The following is an 18,367-nucleotide window of genomic DNA, read 5'->3' as shown; positions in this document are numbered from 1 at the left end:
TACCACATTATAATACAAAATAGCACTGGTTTCTAAAACGGAACCAGTGCTATTTTAAGTCAAATCAATTTTATTAATAACTGTTAAAGACGTGCGAAGTAAACCGCTTAGCGCCATCATCACGGCTCAGGAAGCTTTGAACCCCTTCAGTTGAACTAACCGTAATATCAATTGGTGCATTAGAAGGTAAGTACTTTTGCGCTGCCTGCTGCAGATACTGCGTAAAGCTAATAATTTCTGTTTCACTGTAGAACTGCGTCGTAATATTAACGTTCATTCCCGTCAGCTGCTTATTCGTGTAGTGGGCCTGAGCGGTAACACCACTTAAATTAGGGAAGTAATTTTGAATCTGAGTCTTAAAGTTTTCAAAGGCGTTTTCATCGTTTGAATTACCGCCGCCTGAGTTACCATTTGTTGCTTTAGTGCTCGTTGTTGGATAAACATAATTTTGTTCATTGATTGCTTTCCATGAATTAACTTTAGTTGCACTCGCCTTATTAGTTGAATAAGAGAAGAAACTACCACCAACTAAACTATCCGTTGGCGCCTGCCGGTAAAGTGCGATGGTGATTGGTACGTTCTTCAACGCTGGTTTTTGCCGTAACCGTTGCAGCACTTGATTGGCAATCAATCGGCCTTCACGTTGAGATTCAGCTTTGCTGATCTTCGTTTGGTAAGTTGAACCGAAGTTTTGCTTTTCATAGTAGTCAACGGAGTTCATTCCTAAACCGATCGTAACGCCAGATAAGGTCAACTTTTTACCGTTTTGCTTCATAAAGTCCTGTTCTTCCATCTGTTGCAGATAGATGGGATTACGGGTGGTAGCACCGGTTTTACCATTATTAGCAGGGTTCAGGCCATCCGGATTAGACTTAGATTTACGGCCTAACCAGTTTTGAACAGTACTGGTGTTCAGGTTCTGTCCCTCTTCAAAGATGTATTTACTTGGTGAATAGACCCGCTTAGAAACGGTTAACAGACCACTTTCAAAGCTCTTCAGGTTAAATTGATTATCATTTTGGGACACGTTGACACCACGGGACTTACTGGTGACATACCGGCCGTTTTTAATGACACTTTGATAATCTCCCTGAGACGCTTGACCAGTGAGCTGAGTCCCTTTGTTATTGCTGGTACCACCAGCACTGGTACCGCTGGAACTGCCTAAATTACCACATGCACTTAAAAAAAGACCACAAATTGCCATCACAAATATGGCTTTAAATCGTTTCATTACTTCTTTCCTCCATCTACAGACTGGTTCGACATCTCGGCCGCAAACCGTTCTTCGTTCCAGACTGGTACGTCGAGAGCTTCTGCCTTAGTTAATTTACTGCCGGCATCCGTCCCCGCGATTACAAGATCCGTCTTTTTTGACACGCTGCTCGTCACATCTGCACCCTGGGCTTCAAGCCAATCACTGGCTTCACCACGCGTCAGCTGCGTTAATTTACCGGTTAAAACGACCCGTTTACCAGCAAAGAAACCACTGACTGGTGCTGCTTGCCCATCGCCAGATGCATAAGTCATGTTAACACCACGCGCTTCAAGTTCACTGATGAGCTGTCTGGCATTCTCATTACTAAAGTAGGTCACTAGACTGTCGGCAATCGTATCACCGACTGAATCGATCTCAGCAATTTCTTCTTGGCTTGCGGCCATGACGTTGGCCATGGTTTCAAAGTGAGCGGCAATCAAACGAGCGGCTTTATTGCCCACGTGACGAATCCCTAATCCAAATAATAAGCGTTCTAGCGAATTATTGCGACTATTATCCAGTGCATTTAATAAATTATTAGCAGATTTTTCACCAAACTTGTCTAAAGTAACCAATTGGTCGAAAGTGAGGTCATATAAATCGGCCACATCCGAGACATATTTTTTCTCAAATAGCTGGCTAATGATCCGTGGGCCCAGCCCATCGATATTCATGGCGTTTCGGGAAGCAAAATGAGTCATCTGTTCAGTCAGCTGCTTGGGACAGCGCGGATTGATGCAGCGTAGTGCAACTTCACCGTCTAAATGAACCAGGGTCGCACCGCAGGATGGACACTGTGTCGGAATCACATACGGCTCACTATCTGCCGGCCGTTTGCTGGCCACAAAGTTGGAGATTTCTGGAATGATATCACCAGCTTTATGCAGCATCACAGTATCGTTAATGCGAACGTCTTTTTCCTGCAGATAATCTGGGTTGTGCAACGTCGCCCGGACAACGGTGGTACCGGCTAATTGAACCGGATCCATGATAGCTGTTGGGGTAACCACGCCGGTTCGACCCACAGTCCATTCAATATCGTGGACCACCGTTTCAGCTTCCTCCGGTGGAAACTTATAAGCAATCGCCCACCGCGGTACTTTAACGGTGGCTCCCATTGACCGCTGGACGGGTAAAGCGTTGACCTTTACCACGATGCCATCGATGCCGTATGAGAGATCGTCACGTTGCTGCGTGTACTCGTCAATATAAGCATCGATCTCAGCCATATTATGTGCTACTCGGTACTGCGGATTAGTGGTGAATCCCAGTTCGGCTAATTCATCGATCAAGCCGCTTTGAGTCCGGGTATTCAACGGTTCATAATCGGCCACGTTATACATAAACGTGCTGAGTTTACGCTCCGCAGTCACCCGTGTATTTAGTTGCCGTAAACTCCCAGCCGCCGCATTTCGCGGATTAGCAAAGACTGATTTACCTTCAGCATCCCGCCGGTTATTCAGTTCAATAAACGACTGCTTAGGCATATAGCATTCCCCACGGACTTCGATCGTTAACGGCCGCGTTAATTCAGTGGGAATCGACGGAATAGTCTTCAGATTAGCAGTAATATCTTCACCAATCTGTCCGTTACCACGTGTCGATCCCTGAACTAACTTACCGTCAACGTAACGTAGGGAGATAGCCAAACCATCAATTTTAAGTTCGCAGTTGTAAGTTCCGGCTTCGTTTTCAGTAATGTGATCCACAAAATCAGCGAGCTCGTCTTCAGAGAAAACATCACCCAACGACAACATGGGAATTTCATGAGGGACCTTAGTGAAATCGGATGCCACGGTACCACCCACATTTTGCGTCGGTGAATCCGGCGTAATTAGATCCGGGTACTTTGTTTCAATTGCCACGAGCTGGGCGTATTGCTGATCGTAAACTGAGTCTTCAACGGTTGGGGCATCTTCACTGTAGTAGGCCTCGCCCCAAGTACGCAATTGCGGCCGCAGTTTGGCTGCTAACGCCTCTGCTTCTGGTTTTGTTAGAGAATCAAGTGATGATTCGCTCATTATACCACCCCTGTTATTGTTCTACCTTTGTGATCGGCGCAAAGGCAGCTAATAATCGTTTAACGCCTTCTTGTGGGAAGGCAATATCGAGTTCCATATCCTCGCCAGTCCCATTGATCTTAACAACGGTCCCAGTTCCCCATTTCTTATGGGTCACCTTATCACCCGTCTGCCAAGCTTGTTTATCGGCACCAGTACCGCTGTTAGCGGTAACTGAACTGGAACGCTTTTGATGATAAGTCGTGGACATGGCAGACGCGGTGCGCCGGTCAAAGGGTGTCCGCAGTGATGTCGCACTATTTTGACCCGGGTTGACCTGGTTATCCATCTGTAATAGATCTGGCTGAATCTCTTCAATAAAGCGGGACTGCGGATTACGTTGCGGTCGGCCATACAGCATCCGTGAAAACGCGTTGGTCAAAAACAAGCGCTGTTTGGCACGGGTGATCCCCACGTAAGCCAATCGCCGTTCTTCTTCTAACTGATCATGGTCTTCCATGGCCCGACTCAGTGGGAAGATTCCTTCTTCCATACCGATTAAAAAGACCACTGGAAATTCCAGACCCTTAGCCGCATGCAGCGTCATCAAGGTTACTTGTGCGGGTTCTTCTGCCACGTCATCCTGGTCAGAAACCAGTGCCAGATCGGCCAGAAAGTCAATGATCCGGTCACCTGAATCGCTCTCGTCAGCATCGTAGGATTCATCGAACTTCTGCGTCACTGAGAGAAATTCCTGAATGTTTTCCAGCCGAGTCTCAGCCTCCAAGCTTCTCGATGCCTGCAGTGCCGCTTTATAACCGGTGGTGTCCAAGATCTGTTCCGATAATTCAGTCACCGTACTAGTGCCAGCAATCGCCTGCAACTTTTGAATGGTCGTGGCAAAACCGCCGATGGCACTGCGGGCGCGACTGGAAATATCATTAGCCACATCAACGTTCACGGCAGCCTCTAGTTCTGACCAGCCGTTGTCTTGGGCAAACGTCCGCAGCTTCGCTAGTGAACCAGAGCCGATACCGCGCTTGGGTTCATTGATCACCCGTTCAAGGCTAATGGCATCCGAACCGTTCGCAACCAGCGTCAAAAACGCCAGCATATCCTTAATTTCTTTACGGTCGTAGAACTTGTGACCGCCAACGATGGTGTAGGGCACGTTCGCCTTAACCAGCGTTTCTTCCATGACCCGCGACTGCGCGTTGGTCCGGTAAAGAACGGCAAAATCACCATACTGATAATGGCTCTTATGCATCAAATCTTGAATCTGAGCCACCACGTAGCGGGCTTCGTCGTTTTCACTTTGACCGCGATAATAGTGAATTTTTTCACCCTGGTCATTTTCAGTCCAAAGGTTCTTGTCCTTGCGGTAACCGTTGTTTTTGATCACCTGATTAGCGGCTGCCAAAATGGTTTTGGTCGACCGGTAATTTTGCTCCAGCATGGTCACGTGCGCATCCGGATAATCCTTTTCAAAATTCATGATGTTTTCAATGTTAGCCCCACGCCAGCCATAGATACTTTGATCAGAATCACCTACGACGCAGAGGTTGTGGTGTTCCTTAGCTAACATGTTGACCAGCGTATACTGCGCATCGTTGGTATCTTGATATTCGTCCACGTGGATGTACTGAAACTTTTTCTGATACTCAGCCAGCACATCGGGATTTTCATTAAACAGGCGAATCGTCAGCATGATCAGGTCATCAAAATCCATCGCCTGATTACGCTGCAATCCCTTTTGATAAGCGTCGTAAGCCCGAGCGACAATCTCATCAATCGGATTACCAGCTTCTTTAGCTAATTGCTGCGGCGTTTTAAGTTCGTTTTTCGCATTGGAAATCTTTCCCAGAATCATCCGCGGATCGAACTTTTTCGGATCCACGTTCAATTCGGAGACAACTCGTTTCATTAACGTGCGCTGATCACTAGTATCGGCAATGGTAAACGCCCGGTTATAGCCGAGTTTATCAGCATACCGCCGTAAGATACGCACGCACAAAGCATGAAAAGTCGAGGCCCAGACATCGTTGCCTTCTGGTCCTAATAGGTTCACGATCCGTTCGCGCATCTCGCGGGCCGCTTTGTTGGTAAACGTAATTGCCAAAACGTGCCACGGCAGAACACCCTTTTCAATCAGGTATGCCACTCGATGTGTTAGTACCCGGGTCTTACCACTACCGGCACCGGCCATGATCAAAAGTGGCCCCTCAGTATGTTCAACAGCTTCTCGTTGTTCCTTATTCAGTTTTGCTAACAATGCAGATTCAGCCACGGTTTTTATTCCTCTCCTATTTGTACAGTAACTAACACGCTGACGGTTCTCCATCAGTGTGTATTTTAATCAGATCACTAGTAAAATTGTCGCCTATCTTGATTCATAAAGCAATACTTTTATCGGAAATCTTAAACGTCTGTTCGCAGTAAAAAAGGCACCCTGTAAGAGAGCACCCCGTTATTAGTTATTTTCTGAATCCGCTGAATCCTGTGACCAGATTTCAGTGTCTTCTAGTTGTTCCAGCAGCTTATTCACGTCATCGCCCTGAACCAGAATGTGGCCAGCTAATTTTTGACTGTCCAAATCTTGATGTCCTTGTCGGTAAAATGAGAAGTGCCAGTTAGGCTTCAAGGTCCACTGGGTCCGAATAGCGTTCGCTTGATCGTGCGTAAAGGCGGCCATTACGGTTGGCTTTACCACTTGAATATCGCTTAACGGCATACCGGCAATCGCCCGCAGATGCTGTTCAAACTGACTGACAGTCGTAGCACGGTCAAAGATCCGCCCAGCCTCACCAAAGGTCGGAATGATCTGTTTGACGTAGAGCGAGCCGTTATCATTAAGCATGAAATCGACTTCAAACACACCAACATACTTCACGTTGGCCACGATTTCGTGACAGATCCGGTCCATTTCAGTCTGCACATCCGGGTCAATTGACACTGGCAGATAAGCCCAGGTCATTTGCCCGTTTTGCCGTTTGATCTCAACCGGTGGGAATAGACTAGCTTCACCTGAAGCCGTCCGGACCACCGTCACTGTCAATTCCCGTGAATAATCCACGGTGGACTCCAGAATATAAGTTCCCCAGTCCATTAGACCAGCAGCCTGCGCAATATCGGTCTGCGTGCGAATCGTCATTTCCTGACCGTGTACCAGATCTTTTTGAATCGGTTTAAGCACACTGGGATAGCCAATCGAATTAATGGATTGGTAGACATCGTCAAGGCTGACGATTGTCGCGTACGGTAAAATATTGACGTTAAGCTGTTCGTAAAACGCCCGTTCCAGTAACCGGTCCTGCATCATCATTTGAAAATCAGAGCCCTGTGGTAACGTCGTCGACCCTTCGATTACGGATAGAACATCCGGACTAAGATGTTGAGAGTCATAAGTGACCAGATCGCACCGTTCCGCAAAATCAACTAGGCGGTCATGGTCCGACAGATCACCAACGATCTTAAAATCAGCCAATTGCAGCATTTCACTCGTTTCGTCAGAGCCATAAGCACCGACTTTAAAACCAGCTTGACGTGCTGCGGACACGATCATTGGTCCGTCTGTACTATCACCAATTACCCCAATAGTGCCTCCTGGGTACAAAACATGATTGTCCAAATTTGTTCACTACCTTCTTCTCAATAAAAGATGAGCTTTTATTTTTATTATAGCTTTACTTACCAATTGTACTAGTAATTTATTAAATCTTTAAAATATATTTAGTTCTCAGCTTATTGCCGAAATCGACGACGCACCCGTTTGACCCAGAAACCGCCAGAAATATATTTTGGCTCGTAGGTGATGATAAACGCTTTGGGTTCGGCATCGTTCACAATGGCGTATAGCCGCCGTTCCTGATTACGCGGCGTTAAGATATCCAGCACTAGCCGTGAACCCTCCAGACCTTGAGCTTCACTTTGAGTCACCCCAAAACCACTGGAACGAAGCGTTTTCGGCAGCTCACTATCAGTATCTGGCAAAATAACGGTCGCCATAATGTAGCCTAGGGCCAGTTTATCTTCAATGATAATGCCGACCCGAACGCCGACACCGTAACCCAGAGCGTAAGCAATAATGTTTAACACGTTATCCAGCCGGTTCAAAACCATTGCTAATCCCACGACGTAAACCGTAATTTCCACCACGCTTAAAATAGGTGCTAAGTTACGATAACCCTTCATGGTGAGCATAAATCGGAGTGTGTTCAACGTAATGTATACGAAACTAATGACAAAAATTAAAATCAGTGTCCATACCATGGTCTCGCCTCCAATCAAACGGTACCATCAGTCGACTAGAGAATAGAATGATTTAAACTGACTACTTATCGGTGTCACTAGCAAAAGTGACCTGGTTGTTAGCTAGTGACGCGATGCTTGCCAGTGCCTCCAAATGAATTCCGGCGTCCAAGACCAGTTGATGGCCCTTCTGGAACCGTTTTTCGATCACCACACCGACTCCAACGACGTCAACTTGAGCGGCTTTACAGATTTCTAACATCCCTTCTACCGCTTGGCCATTAGCTAAAAAGTCATCGATGATCAAAATCTTATCATCCGGGTCAATAAACCGCTTATCAATACTGATATCGTTATTGACCTGCTTGGTGTACGAATAGACCCGCGCCGTGTATAAATTATCGGTCAGCGTCAGTGAACGGTGCTTCCGGGCAAAGACCACCGGCACGTTCATTTTAAGCCCCGCCATTAGCGCTGGGGCAATGCCAGATGATTCAACGGTCAATATTCGAGTGACCCCTTCGTTTTCGAACAGGCGTTTAAACTCGCCACCCATTTCGTACATTAATTGGGGATCAACTTGATGATTCAAAAAGTTATCCACTTTCAAAACATCACCAGGTAAAACGGTGCCGTCGCGTTTGATTCGATCTTCAAGTAACTTCATCGATAACTCCTCCTAAATTATGTCCAGTAATCCGATTGAGACTTATGATTAGTGTACCCGATAAAACAAGGTTTTGCCAATCTGAAAGCCCCTTTACCAGCCTAAAATAGTTCCCAGACCGATCCAAACAATACAGAATAATGCCATAACCAAAGAATTTTGTACCGCGTACTTAAAGGTCTCTTTTTTGACTTGCTTTGCCATAAAGGCTTTGGTATTACGATAGATGATGGGAATACTGAACAAGACTAACAGACTCATCACTGGCAAATAGCCCAGCACCACGCTCGCAATTAAGCAGAGGTAACCGGCAACGATATCAAAAACGAACACCCGGAGCATGACGGGTTTGCCGAAATAAAACACGATTGTTTTCCGGTTAAGGGTCTTATCTTCATCGGCATCGCACAGGTTATTAGCCAGCATAATATTGCCAATTGCAAAAACGGCAATACCGGAAGTCAGTAACACTTTAAAAAAGAGCGCCCAAGTTAGTGGTTCAACCGGAAACGTATTGATATAAACTGAGATCAGCGTAATCACAAACCCCATAGTCAGACCAGAAAAGGCTTCTCCAAAGGGCGTGGTTGAAATTGGCCGTGGTCCAGCCGAGTAGCAGTAGCCGACCAGAAAGCAAAATATTCCCATGATAAGTAACGGCCAGCTGGTTTCAACGACCAGTAAAATACCCAGGATAGTCGCACTGCCAGCCATCACAATGATGAGATTACGGATCATTTTAACGGATAAATGGTGGACACCAATAATGTTGGTCTTTTGCTTCCACTCTGCGGCTTCCTTAGTGGCACCACGGTAGTCTGAGTAATTATCGTGGGCGTCCACCGCCATATTGAACAACAGCATGGCCACAAAGAAAGTAATGGCTAACGGCCAATTGACTTGACCAAAAACGTAGTATGAAAAGAACAGGCCCATGAAGAATGGCCAAACCGAGGCAATTTTTGCTTTTGCCTCCACGAGTTCCAAAAAAACATTTACAGACATATTAACCTCCAGAAAATAAGGATATCAGAATTGACAATGTGACGAGAGCTTTGTATCTTAAATGTAAGTCTTATAAAGGAGCAGCCAAATGAATTTAACCTTTTGGGCAGCATTACCGCAGGTTCAAAAACAGCTTCAGCAACTACAGCATTACCTGCTGAAAACGGTTGACCTGCCTAATCAACCCATACATACTAAAATATTAAAACTTCTGCAGTCTGGTGGCAAGTTTCTTCGGCCCGGGATCTTCTACCTTTTTTCAAGTCTGGGTCCAAATCCTGATGAGGATCAGTTACTGGCAGGTGCTAGTGCTCAAGAACTGCTGCACTTAGCAGTCCAAGGCCATAACCAAGTCTCAGATGATAAACTGCAAAGTCTCAATCTGGGGCAGGACAAGCATCAGCGCAATGCTATTTATGCCGGTGATTATTTGTTCACTCGCTACTTTGATGAGATTTTGAAAACTAAGCCATCATCAGCAGAATTTTCCGATTACTTGACCGCAATGCAGCGAATTCTGTCCGGTCATTTAACGCAGTTACAGCATCAGTTTGATTTGACGGAAACCGTTCCTGACTATTTTACCGAAATCAACCAGCGAACTGGTGACGCTTTTCGGTTTAGCGCTGAACAGGGCGCTAGGTTAGCCGGTGCAGCCCCTGAATTGATCGATCTTAGCGCTGCAATTGGGGCCAGCATCGGTACGGCCTATCAAGTACACCAAGATATTGTACTGACTTTTGGTCAGCCCCAGTCTCTATTAACGAGTTTGCAAAAAGGCCAATACCCGTTACCCATCATTTTAATTTTAAATCAAACAGAAATGCAACAAGTCCTAAAAAGACGGCAACAATTAACGATCAGTGACGTTAAGCTCATTCAAAAACAGCTCGACCAAAAAGCGGTTCAGCTACAATTAACCAAACTTACTGACCATATCAATGACTTACTAAACCAACTACCCGCTGGTACAGCTCAAAACGATCTACGTCAGTTTATCACTCGCCTATTTCAAGCTTAACGAACCGCACATCAAAGCCCATTAGTCATTTTTCATTTGAGAAATGACTAATGGGCTTTATTGGTTAATCGTTTCGACCTGCGTCTAGTGCATATAGTTTACGAAACCGTGGTTCATCACGGTATAGTGCCTGCGGAGTCCCCTGCAGATCAAAAACGCCATTTTCCAGAAAACGAACTTGATCCACATGATCAACACCAGCTAAATGGTGGGTGACCCAAATAATCGTCTTATCGTGCAAAACTTTAAATACCGTATCCAGTAAGTGCCGCTCCGTAATCGGATCCAGACTGACGGTGGGTTCATCCAAGATGATAATTGGTGCGTCCTGCAGTAAAATCCGCGCCAATGATAACCGCTGCCGTTCACCGCCAGAAAAACGCGTCCCTGACTCCTGAACCTCAGTCTCGTAACCAGCTGGTAAAGAGTCGATCAGCGGTTTAAGTTCAACTGCTTCAATGGCTGTCTTCACCTGCTCATCAGTGGCCTGCAGATTCCCCAGCCGGACGTTATTCATCACCGTTGTATTAAACAAGTATGGCTGCTGATCCAGCACGCCAAAGAGTTGGGCGCGTTGCTGCTGCAGTTCATTAATTGGCGTGCCGTTAATGGTGACAGTCCCTTTCGTTGGTGTTTGATCACCTAACAGTAATTTTAACAGCGTACTTTTTCCCGCGCCGCTGGGTCCCAGTAGCGCAATCTTTTCACCCTGCTTAATCTTTAACGAAACGTTCTTTAGAATCAGTCGATCATCATCTGGGTAACTAAACGTCACGTGATCAACGTTGATCTCAGTCACGGGTCCAGTTAACGTCGATTGCGGCGTTTGTTTAGGCTGATCATTAGACAGCGCATTGACCCGTTCAATCGACTGCCGGTAGACCGGCCATTCACTGGCACCCTGACTGATCTCTAGAAATGGCTCAATAATGGGAAAAAGTGCTAGTGCAAAAGCTGCCACCCAGTTAGCCATACCCTTCGTTGCCGTAAACGCGGTCCCAGACCAGACTAAAAGCGTAACAACGGCCAGTAAAAAGCAGCCTTGAACCGCAAAGCCGCGCCACCACTGAAAGTAATGATCCTGCCGGCGCAGTGTGGCGATTCGCTTAATCGGCTTTTTTTGCAGCGCCATAAAATCGGCATAACGACCAGAGATCACCCAGTCAGTTAGCCCGAGGACTTCATCGGTCAAATTAGTATAAAACTGAGACTGAATCTGTTTTTGCTTAAACTCCCGCGCACCATTGACGGCCACGGATAGTAAGGGCATGACAACCACGATCACCCCTAATAGGAGTGCCATCAATAAAGCGGTCGGCCAGCTAAAAACGCCGATACCGATAATAATAAATAGATACAGTAGCCAGCCGATCACGATTGGAAAAACGGTTCGCAGGTACAGATTTTCAATGTGGTCGATGTCATTGGCTAAGATGCTGAGAATATCGCCGGTCTGGTGGGTCTGCTTAATAGCGGAAGCCTTCACTTCCACGGCCTGATACAGCTTCTTACGAAAATCAGAGACAATCCGCAGCACCCAGTTATGCGACGTCAGCCGTTCCGAGTAGCGAAAAACTGGCCGAGCAATCCCGAAGGCCCGTGCTAACACTACTGGCACGTAAATATAAATGATTGAATCCGGTCTGCGGGCGGCCTCACTGATCAGATAACCCGAGTTAAACATTAACGCAGCCGCGGAAAGAAACGTCATCGTACCAAGAAATAACACCAGCATCAACAGCCATTTATATTTACGCAAATAGGGCATGACCCAAGTATCGTGAGCAAATGTCTGTCTAATTGAGTGCATGTAATCCCCCCATTTCCGCGCGTAATTTCGTATACGGCCCATCGTGGCTGGCTAATTCAGTTGGCGTTCCCTGTTCAACTAACCGGCCGTGATCCATCACCAATACATAATCCATCTGATTGATCCAATGCAACCGGTGAGTAGCAAAGAAGACTAGCCGATTAGCCATTAATGGCAGCATATCCTGCTTCAAAGCCGCCTCCGTTTCAATGTCTAGATGAGCAGTGGGCTCGTCAAAGAGCAGTATCTTCCGGCTGTCATCCAAGAAGGCCCGTGCTAAGGCGATTCGTTGCGCCTGTCCCCCACTAACGCCACGGGAGCCTTCACCAATCATGGTGGCTAGTCCCTGCGGTAATTCAGCAATCCAGTCAGTGAGGCCAGCCTTGTCACAAGCCGCTTTAACCGTGGCTTCATCAGCATTGGGTTTATAAAAACTAACATTTTCACGCAACGTAGCGTGAAACAGATACGGTGATTGGGGAATGTAAAGACTGTTGCGCTGCCAAACTTCCTGACTCAAGTGCGGCAGCTGCTGCCCATTCAAACTGATATGACCGGTTTGGTCAGGCGTTAAAAAGCCACCGATCAGATTGATCAGGGTTGATTTTCCAGAACCAGAAGCACCAATAATGCCCACTTTTTGGAAACCGTGAATCGCAAATGAAATGTGGGTCAGCGTTGGTGTTTTCACATCTTCATACGTGAATGCGACATCATTAAATTTGATTTCAGAATCAGCGTGCCATGTCAACTGTTTCAAAACCTTACGATTATTCGTTTCCGGCGTTTCTAACACGTCTAAAACAGCCTTCAGCGCGTTTTTACCATTTAGCGTTGCGTGGTAGTCATTGGCAAAGTTGCGAACTGGCAGAAAATAGTCTGGTGCCAGCGTCAAAATCGTGAGGGCTGGCAGCAACATAATTTTGCCAGCCAGCAGGTCAAACCCCAGAAAAACCGCCACGACAGCCACTGAAAGCGTGGTAAAGAAGTCCAGCGCAAAAGTCGATGTCATCGCGATCCGTAACGTAGCCATGGTTTCCTTCCGGTAATCTTCACTTACGGAATAGACGTTGCCGGCATACCGTTTGGATAAACCGAGTTGTTTGAGTGTCCCCAGCCCTCTTAAGGTATCCACGAAATTGTTCGACAATCGCTGATAGCCAGCGTACTGCCGGTCAGCCTTACTCTTCGCCGCCAAACCGAGAATGATCATAAATAAAATAATAACAGGATAGATCAGCAGCAAAAAGACGGCTTCTTTCCATTGCATAAACGCAATGTAGAGCAAAATGACCCACGGCGTGATTCCCATGTCCATAATTTTGATCACGATCAGCATCAGGTAGGTCTGAACCTTATCGATGCCTTCAAGCGCCATGGTCACCATATTACCGGTTCCAGTTCTTTCAACTAGGCTTGGTCCCAGCCGAAACAGTTTCGTCATCAAACGTTCGCGCATTTTACCAGAAGTTTTCTCAACGAACGGGTAGAAGGCTCGGTTTTGGGCGACCGTCAGCAGATGACGAGCTAAAAAACTCACGGCAAAAACTAGGGTCGGCGTCACAATCGTTGTCAACGGTTTCAGTCGCCACAACTGTACGACGGCAATTGCCAGCGCCCGTGCCTGAATGACGATCATCACTGCTTGAATTAGGGTCAAAAACGCAATCATCACGATTCGGGGCATGATCCCCGGAATTTTAAATAAACGCCTATCTATCAATTAACTCCCCCCTAATCCTTGATCAAGCGATTAATTCAAAAAATTCCTCCAAATTTGCGGACTCGGAGGAATTAAAATTCATTTACATCTAAATATTAAGCAGCCTTAGGACTCTTAAGTCGTTTGTAGAAGACCCAGTAGCTCCAAATGAAGTAGATCAAGACGATCGGCAAAACTGAAAAGGCGACGATCGTCATAATGTGCAGCGTATAGGGTGAACTGGAGGCATCTTTGATTAAAATAGAGTGCGCACTGTTAGTAGCAATCATCACTCGTGGGAATAACCCATTAAAGATCAAGACCACGATACTGATCAGTGATAGACCACTGGCGATAAAGGCTGTCCAGTTATGGGCTTTCAACACACCCCACCAAGCAATCAAGGTCAATAAGACCAGCACGATCAAGATCGACCAGGTCGACACTGGTTTGCGGTCAAAGAAGTCAGTGCTTAAGTACAGCAAGACCACAAACAGTACTTCGCCAACGATCAAGACGGGGTATAATACTTTGTTCCAAGACTGCGCCCGATCGCGTAACGTGCCTAACGTTTTGAGCTGTAAAAAGTTCAATCCGTGAATCAGGCACATCAAGGTGACGGCTACACCACCAACCAACGAGAACCAGTTAACGTACGTGGTAAAGGACCCAAAGATATTGCCCTTGGCGTCCATGGGCACCCCTTCGATCATACTGGTAAACATCATGCCAAATAGAAACGCGGCACAGAAACTGCCAATGGTAGCAGCCCATTCCCAAAAATTCCGCCAAGTTTCCGTCTTCATATTGGCACGGAATTCAAACGACACTCCACGGAAGATCAGCGCCACTAATATCAGGAACAACACGATATAATAACCGGAAAACAATGACGCATACCACATTGGAAATGAAGCAAACATGGCGCCACCGGCTGTAATCAACCAAACTTCATTGCCATCCCAGTGGGGACCAATCGTTTGAATAATGGTGTCCCGTTCGGCCGTGTTACGACCAAAAAACTTAATCGCCATGCCGATACCAAAATCAAAACCGTCCAGAAAGAAGAAACCGCTAAACAGCACTCCAATCAGTATAAACCAGAGAATTTGCGCACTAGTCATGGTTAAACGCCTCCGTTCCGTAAGGATCTTCGACTTTACCGGTGGTATCATCCGACGAGTAGCCGTTCATTTCAACACCATCCGGCCCCGCCTTTAGCGTTCGGTGAGATAACACGATCATAACCAGTCCCAATCCCGCAAACAGCATGAAGTAAACGATGTTCGTAAACAGCAATGACCCCACCGTCGACGTTGGTGAAACCGCGTCAGCAATGGTCAGTAAACCGTAGACGACCCACGGATAACGGCCTAATTCAGTAATGAACCACCCAGCCGTATTGACCAAAAATGGTAACCACAGCATCAGCCCCATAATGTACAGGAACCAGCGCTGCCGCATGATCAGCTGGGATTTCCTGCGGTTAAAGAATAGGCCAACAATGGCTACTAACGCGAATAAGCCGCCAGAAACCGCCATTAAACGAAAACTCCAGAACAGTGTCTTAGTTGGTACATAGTAGTTCATATCCTTACCAAACTTTTTATCATAAGTTGCGTGCATTTCTTTGTTAATGGCATTTTGACCCTTAACCGTTCCTGACAGTCTGTGATAGCTTAAAATATTCAGCACGTATGGGACGTCCAATGATGCTGTCGTCTTATGCTGTTTCGTATTAAAACTGCTGTAGACTGCCCAGTTGCCCTTATTAGTCGAATTCTTGTATAACCCTTCCATAGCAGCAAACTTCATCGGCTGCTGATTAATGAGGTACCGTGTCTGAAAATCACCAGCGGCCATGGAACCCAAACTAGCAATTAAACCGATAACCAAAGCAACGTTCAACGACTTCCGGTAGAAAGTGACGTGATCCTTCTTCAATAATCGCCAAGCACAGCAGCCAGCAATCACGAAGGACGCAGTAATACCAGCACCCATCAAAACGTGAGGCAGCTCCAGCCATAGCTGTGGGTTCTTAATTACGGCGCTGAAGCTAGTCATAACGACCCGGCCAGTGGTTTTATTGATGGCAAAGCCAACCGAATTTTGCATAAAACTGTTAGCGGCCAAAATCCAAACTGCGGACAGCGATGAACCAAGTGCCACCAGCCAAATAAACAGCGCGTGAATCCACGGTTTGAACCGTTCCCAAGTAAACATCCAAAGACCGATAAACGTTGACTCCAAGAAGAACGCAGCTAAGGCTTCAATGGCTAATGGCGCACCAAAGATATCCCCCATAAACCGTGAATACTCAGACCAGTTCATGCCAAATTGAAATTCTTGAATGATCCCGGTCACAACGCCAACCGCGAAACTGTATAAGAAAATCTTACCCCAGAACTGCGCCATCTTTTTATAGGTGACCTCTTTTTTGATCACGTACATGGTCTCCATAATGGCGACAATAACGGCTAACCCAATTGAAAATGGGACGAAGAAAAAATGAAAAACAGTTGTCATGGCGAACTGAAAACGCGATAAACCTAATACGGTTAAACCAGCATTTAACATATTACCCTCCCCTGACATTAATCAATGATTCGTTATCAAATTAAATCTAAATGATTGCTAAAACACACCAAAATTATTATAGAAAGATTCTAAACTTATAGTTTTATTATATCGAGTGCTTAATCAATCTTCAACCGTAAGCCCTTACAAAAGATTAAAGTCTCAATTAAAAAGGAGGGTATTCATTGACAAATCACTAAATTTCGAGTACCTTATATAAATGTTTAATTTTGGGAGATGAGTTCAATGAAAATTGGCGATCAAGTTAGTTTTAAACTAGAAGGCCAAGACTTTACCGGGTTCATTGATAAAGCATACCAAAATTCCTTTATGGTCACTTTTAAGAGCGATGATACAGAAATTCTGGATAAGTATCACGATCGCGTTGTGATCAACAAGAAGAAATTGAAATTAATCAAGGCAGCACCGGAAACTACGGATACTGAAGCTACTGATGATGAGGCTTAATTAAGCCGATTTAATAAAAACGCCTGAGCATGGTCAAACACTGACCGGTGCTCAGGTGTTTTTATTTGGCAGCATAATATGACATCTTATTGAGACTGTTTCTTTTCACTCACCAGACAAGTTTGTTATGATAGTCATAAAGATTACAGACTTATTGACGGGGAAGTATAAGCTATGAAGCCATTTGATATTTGGGTCTCCTTTATCGTTTCTTTGATCACCAACATGATTGTTCTCAGCGGTACGATCGCATTTTTATACTGGCTAGAGGAACTGCCTAATCCGCGAGTTAAACGGGTTAAGCCACTAATCGAAATTGCGTTAAGCACCCTTTATTTTATCTATCTCTGGGGTCAATCATGGCTTAGTTCTGGCATTGCAGCGAACGCTTTTGGCCTTCACTGGACCTTTTTAAATATGATCATCGTCAGTATGTTTCTCATTGACGTCTACCTTGATATCTGGCTAGAGGTCATCATTGAAGCCACTTTAATGTTACTGTACGTGTTGTTTTTCACACCCGCTCTCCCACTTTACACGGCCATCTATTACGTAGCCTTTGTGGCCGTCCTCGTTGCTTGTTATCACCGGGGTAAGCTGTTACTCAGGCATACAGCCTTAATGTACCTCGCTTTAGGGGTACTAGGATTTATCACCCTGGCACTCATATCCTGTTTGTTTGGCGTCCCAACCGACCCTTACTTTTGGATCCGCCAGATCACAGCGCTGGTTATCCTCAGTATCGTTGGCATTGAATATACATTGTCTTCCAGTCGGCTCCTAAAGCGCAACGCACAAGCTAATAAAATGGCTAACCGCGATGGTCTGACTTTACTTGATAACTTCAGCAAATTCGATAAGGACCTCGCTGAAGCTCACGAACAATTTCGGGTCGACCGGAAACCATACGCCATTTTTGAGTTGGATATTGATTTGTTTAAACAGGTCAACGATAACTATGGCCACCTAGTAGGCAACACCGTGCTCAAAGCGATTGCTCAAGAATTAGCCCAGTTTGCTGTCAGTTCTCCTTATCCGGCAAACGCCTATCGCATTGGTGGCGAAGAGTTCTGTTTAATCATTCATGCCGATTTCTCAGATAGTGACGCGGCCTTCAAAGTCGCTGACCAAATTCGCCAGCGAATCAGCCAGCTGTCCTTTTCCATTGGCACTTCAACGATCAACGTCACCGCTTCGGTCGGTCAGGCCAATAGCCGGCTAGATCACTATGACGCGCACGACGTCTATAAAATGGCCGACCGCAGCCTCTACCTTTCAAAGCAACATGGTCGTAACCGCGTGACGTTGGAAGGCAATACGATTATGGGAGCCAACTAAAAAAAAGAGGCTGTGCCATAAGTCTCTGTTAGTAAGTATCCTAATTGACTTCTTAACTGAAAATAGTAATAAATGGCCATTTGTTCAATACTTCGATATGGTCTAACAGTGCGCCAAAACTCAGCTTCCGGCCATTTAACCCAAATAAGACCTATTTCGATGAACTTTATCGGATGCACTATGCCCTGTCAAGTTGACAAATGAAATAATATAAAGTTTTATGTGTTCCTAAGCGGCTTCACTCCAGTATTCGTCTGGAGTGAGGCCGTTTCT

The 18,367-nt window shown here is 45.8% G+C and carries 14 protein-coding genes; 3 read left to right on the top strand and 11 right to left on the bottom strand.

The window, feature by feature from the left end:
• Positions 1-73: 73 nt before the first annotated feature.
• The 7 genes from FFM73_RS05865 to FFM73_RS05835 all read right to left on the bottom strand — a co-directional run bounded on the left by FFM73_RS05865 (position 74) and on the right by FFM73_RS05835 (position 9,178).
• Positions 74-1,234 carry a CamS family sex pheromone protein gene (locus tag FFM73_RS05865; protein WP_137630854.1) on the bottom strand — a complete coding sequence of 387 codons (1,161 nt, stop codon included), beginning with the start codon at positions 1,232-1,234 and terminating at the stop codon, positions 74-76.
• Positions 1,234-3,279 (bottom strand): NAD-dependent DNA ligase LigA, encoded by a 2,046-nt coding sequence (gene ligA, locus FFM73_RS05860; RefSeq protein WP_137630853.1) that lies wholly within the window; start codon positions 3,277-3,279, stop codon positions 1,234-1,236. The genes FFM73_RS05865 and ligA overlap by 1 nt, the downstream gene beginning before the upstream one ends.
• A 13-nt stretch (positions 3,280-3,292) precedes the next feature.
• Positions 3,293-5,545, bottom strand: coding sequence for a DNA helicase PcrA (gene pcrA, locus FFM73_RS05855; protein WP_137630852.1), 2,253 nt, complete (start codon positions 5,543-5,545; stop codon positions 3,293-3,295).
• Positions 5,546-5,728: 183 nt separating this feature from the next.
• The gene (locus FFM73_RS05850; RefSeq protein ID WP_137630851.1) at positions 5,729-6,886 is read right to left on the bottom strand and encodes an ATP-grasp domain-containing protein; all 1,158 of its coding nucleotides are present in this window, start codon (positions 6,884-6,886) and stop codon (positions 5,729-5,731) included.
• 113 nt (positions 6,887-6,999) lie between these two features.
• Entirely contained in the window at positions 7,000-7,527 is a 528-nt protein-coding gene (locus FFM73_RS05845; RefSeq protein ID WP_137630850.1) for a DUF2179 domain-containing protein, read from the bottom strand.
• A gap of 61 nt (positions 7,528-7,588) precedes the next feature.
• Entirely contained in the window at positions 7,589-8,173 is a 585-nt protein-coding gene (locus FFM73_RS05840; RefSeq protein WP_137630849.1) for a xanthine phosphoribosyltransferase, read from the bottom strand.
• Positions 8,174-8,266: 93 nt separating this feature from the next.
• Complete coding sequence (locus FFM73_RS05835) at positions 8,267-9,178, bottom strand: 1,4-dihydroxy-2-naphthoate polyprenyltransferase (protein WP_137630848.1); 912 nt, start codon at positions 9,176-9,178, stop codon at positions 8,267-8,269.
• 88 nt (positions 9,179-9,266) lie between these two features.
• Here FFM73_RS05835 and FFM73_RS05830 point away from each other — a divergent pair, with 88 nt between their 5' ends.
• The gene (locus tag FFM73_RS05830; RefSeq protein WP_137630847.1) at positions 9,267-10,199 is read left to right on the top strand and encodes a polyprenyl synthetase family protein; all 933 of its coding nucleotides are present in this window, start codon (positions 9,267-9,269) and stop codon (positions 10,197-10,199) included.
• A gap of 64 nt (positions 10,200-10,263) precedes the next feature.
• Here FFM73_RS05830 and cydC read toward each other — a convergent pair whose 3' ends face one another.
• The 4 genes from cydC to FFM73_RS05810 all read right to left on the bottom strand — a co-directional run bounded on the left by cydC (position 10,264) and on the right by FFM73_RS05810 (position 16,288).
• Positions 10,264-12,009, bottom strand: coding sequence for a thiol reductant ABC exporter subunit CydC (cydC, locus tag FFM73_RS05825; RefSeq protein WP_137630846.1), 1,746 nt, complete (start codon positions 12,007-12,009; stop codon positions 10,264-10,266).
• Positions 11,996-13,732: a thiol reductant ABC exporter subunit CydD gene (gene cydD, locus FFM73_RS05820; protein WP_137630845.1), complete on the bottom strand. Its 1,737-nt coding sequence runs from the start codon at positions 13,730-13,732 to the stop codon at positions 11,996-11,998. Before cydD ends, cydC begins: the two co-directional genes overlap by 14 nt.
• A gap of 95 nt (positions 13,733-13,827) precedes the next feature.
• Positions 13,828-14,835 carry a cytochrome d ubiquinol oxidase subunit II gene (cydB, locus tag FFM73_RS05815; protein WP_137630844.1) on the bottom strand — a complete coding sequence of 336 codons (1,008 nt, stop codon included), beginning with the start codon at positions 14,833-14,835 and terminating at the stop codon, positions 13,828-13,830.
• Positions 14,828-16,288 (bottom strand): cytochrome ubiquinol oxidase subunit I, encoded by a 1,461-nt coding sequence (locus FFM73_RS05810; protein WP_137630843.1) that lies wholly within the window; start codon positions 16,286-16,288, stop codon positions 14,828-14,830. The genes cydB and FFM73_RS05810 overlap by 8 nt, the downstream gene beginning before the upstream one ends.
• A gap of 246 nt (positions 16,289-16,534) precedes the next feature.
• Here FFM73_RS05810 and FFM73_RS05805 point away from each other — a divergent pair, with 246 nt between their 5' ends.
• Positions 16,535-16,756: a DUF2187 family protein gene (locus FFM73_RS05805; RefSeq protein WP_137630842.1), complete on the top strand. Its 222-nt coding sequence runs from the start codon at positions 16,535-16,537 to the stop codon at positions 16,754-16,756.
• A 174-nt stretch (positions 16,757-16,930) separates the two neighbouring features.
• Positions 16,931-18,094, top strand: a complete 1,164-nt coding sequence (locus FFM73_RS05800; RefSeq protein WP_137630841.1) for a GGDEF domain-containing protein — start codon at positions 16,931-16,933, stop codon at positions 18,092-18,094.
• The last annotated feature ends 273 nt before the right edge of the window (positions 18,095-18,367 follow it).

This window comes from Secundilactobacillus hailunensis, from assembly GCF_005405185.1.
Taxonomy (GTDB): Bacteria; Bacillota; Bacilli; order Lactobacillales; family Lactobacillaceae; genus Secundilactobacillus; species Secundilactobacillus hailunensis.
This window is presented reverse-complemented; position numbering and strand designations above follow the sequence as displayed.

What these genes read in the sequence shown, in the direction of transcription:
- FFM73_RS05865 (WP_137630854.1), bottom strand. Translation starts at nt 1,234, where the DNA reads ATGAAACGATTTAAAGCCATATTTGTGATGGCAATTTGTGGTCTTTTT.
- ligA (WP_137630853.1), bottom strand. Translation starts at nt 3,279, where the DNA reads ATGAGCGAATCATCACTTGATTCTCTAACAAAACCAGAAGCAGAGGCG.
- FFM73_RS05845 (WP_137630850.1), bottom strand. Translation starts at nt 7,527, where the DNA reads ATGGTATGGACACTGATTTTAATTTTTGTCATTAGTTTCGTATACATT.
- FFM73_RS05840 (WP_137630849.1), bottom strand. Translation starts at nt 8,173, where the DNA reads ATGAAGTTACTTGAAGATCGAATCAAACGCGACGGCACCGTTTTACCT.
- FFM73_RS05835 (WP_137630848.1), bottom strand. Translation starts at nt 9,178, where the DNA reads ATGTCTGTAAATGTTTTTTTGGAACTCGTGGAGGCAAAAGCAAAAATT.
- FFM73_RS05830 (WP_137630847.1), top strand. Translation starts at nt 9,267, where the DNA reads ATGAATTTAACCTTTTGGGCAGCATTACCGCAGGTTCAAAAACAGCTT.
- cydC (WP_137630846.1), bottom strand. Translation starts at nt 12,009, where the DNA reads ATGCACTCAATTAGACAGACATTTGCTCACGATACTTGGGTCATGCCC.
- cydB (WP_137630844.1), bottom strand. Translation starts at nt 14,835, where the DNA reads ATGACTAGTGCGCAAATTCTCTGGTTTATACTGATTGGAGTGCTGTTT.
- FFM73_RS05810 (WP_137630843.1), bottom strand. Translation starts at nt 16,288, where the DNA reads ATGTTAAATGCTGGTTTAACCGTATTAGGTTTATCGCGTTTTCAGTTC.
- FFM73_RS05805 (WP_137630842.1), top strand. Translation starts at nt 16,535, where the DNA reads ATGAAAATTGGCGATCAAGTTAGTTTTAAACTAGAAGGCCAAGACTTT.
- FFM73_RS05800 (WP_137630841.1), top strand. Translation starts at nt 16,931, where the DNA reads ATGAAGCCATTTGATATTTGGGTCTCCTTTATCGTTTCTTTGATCACC.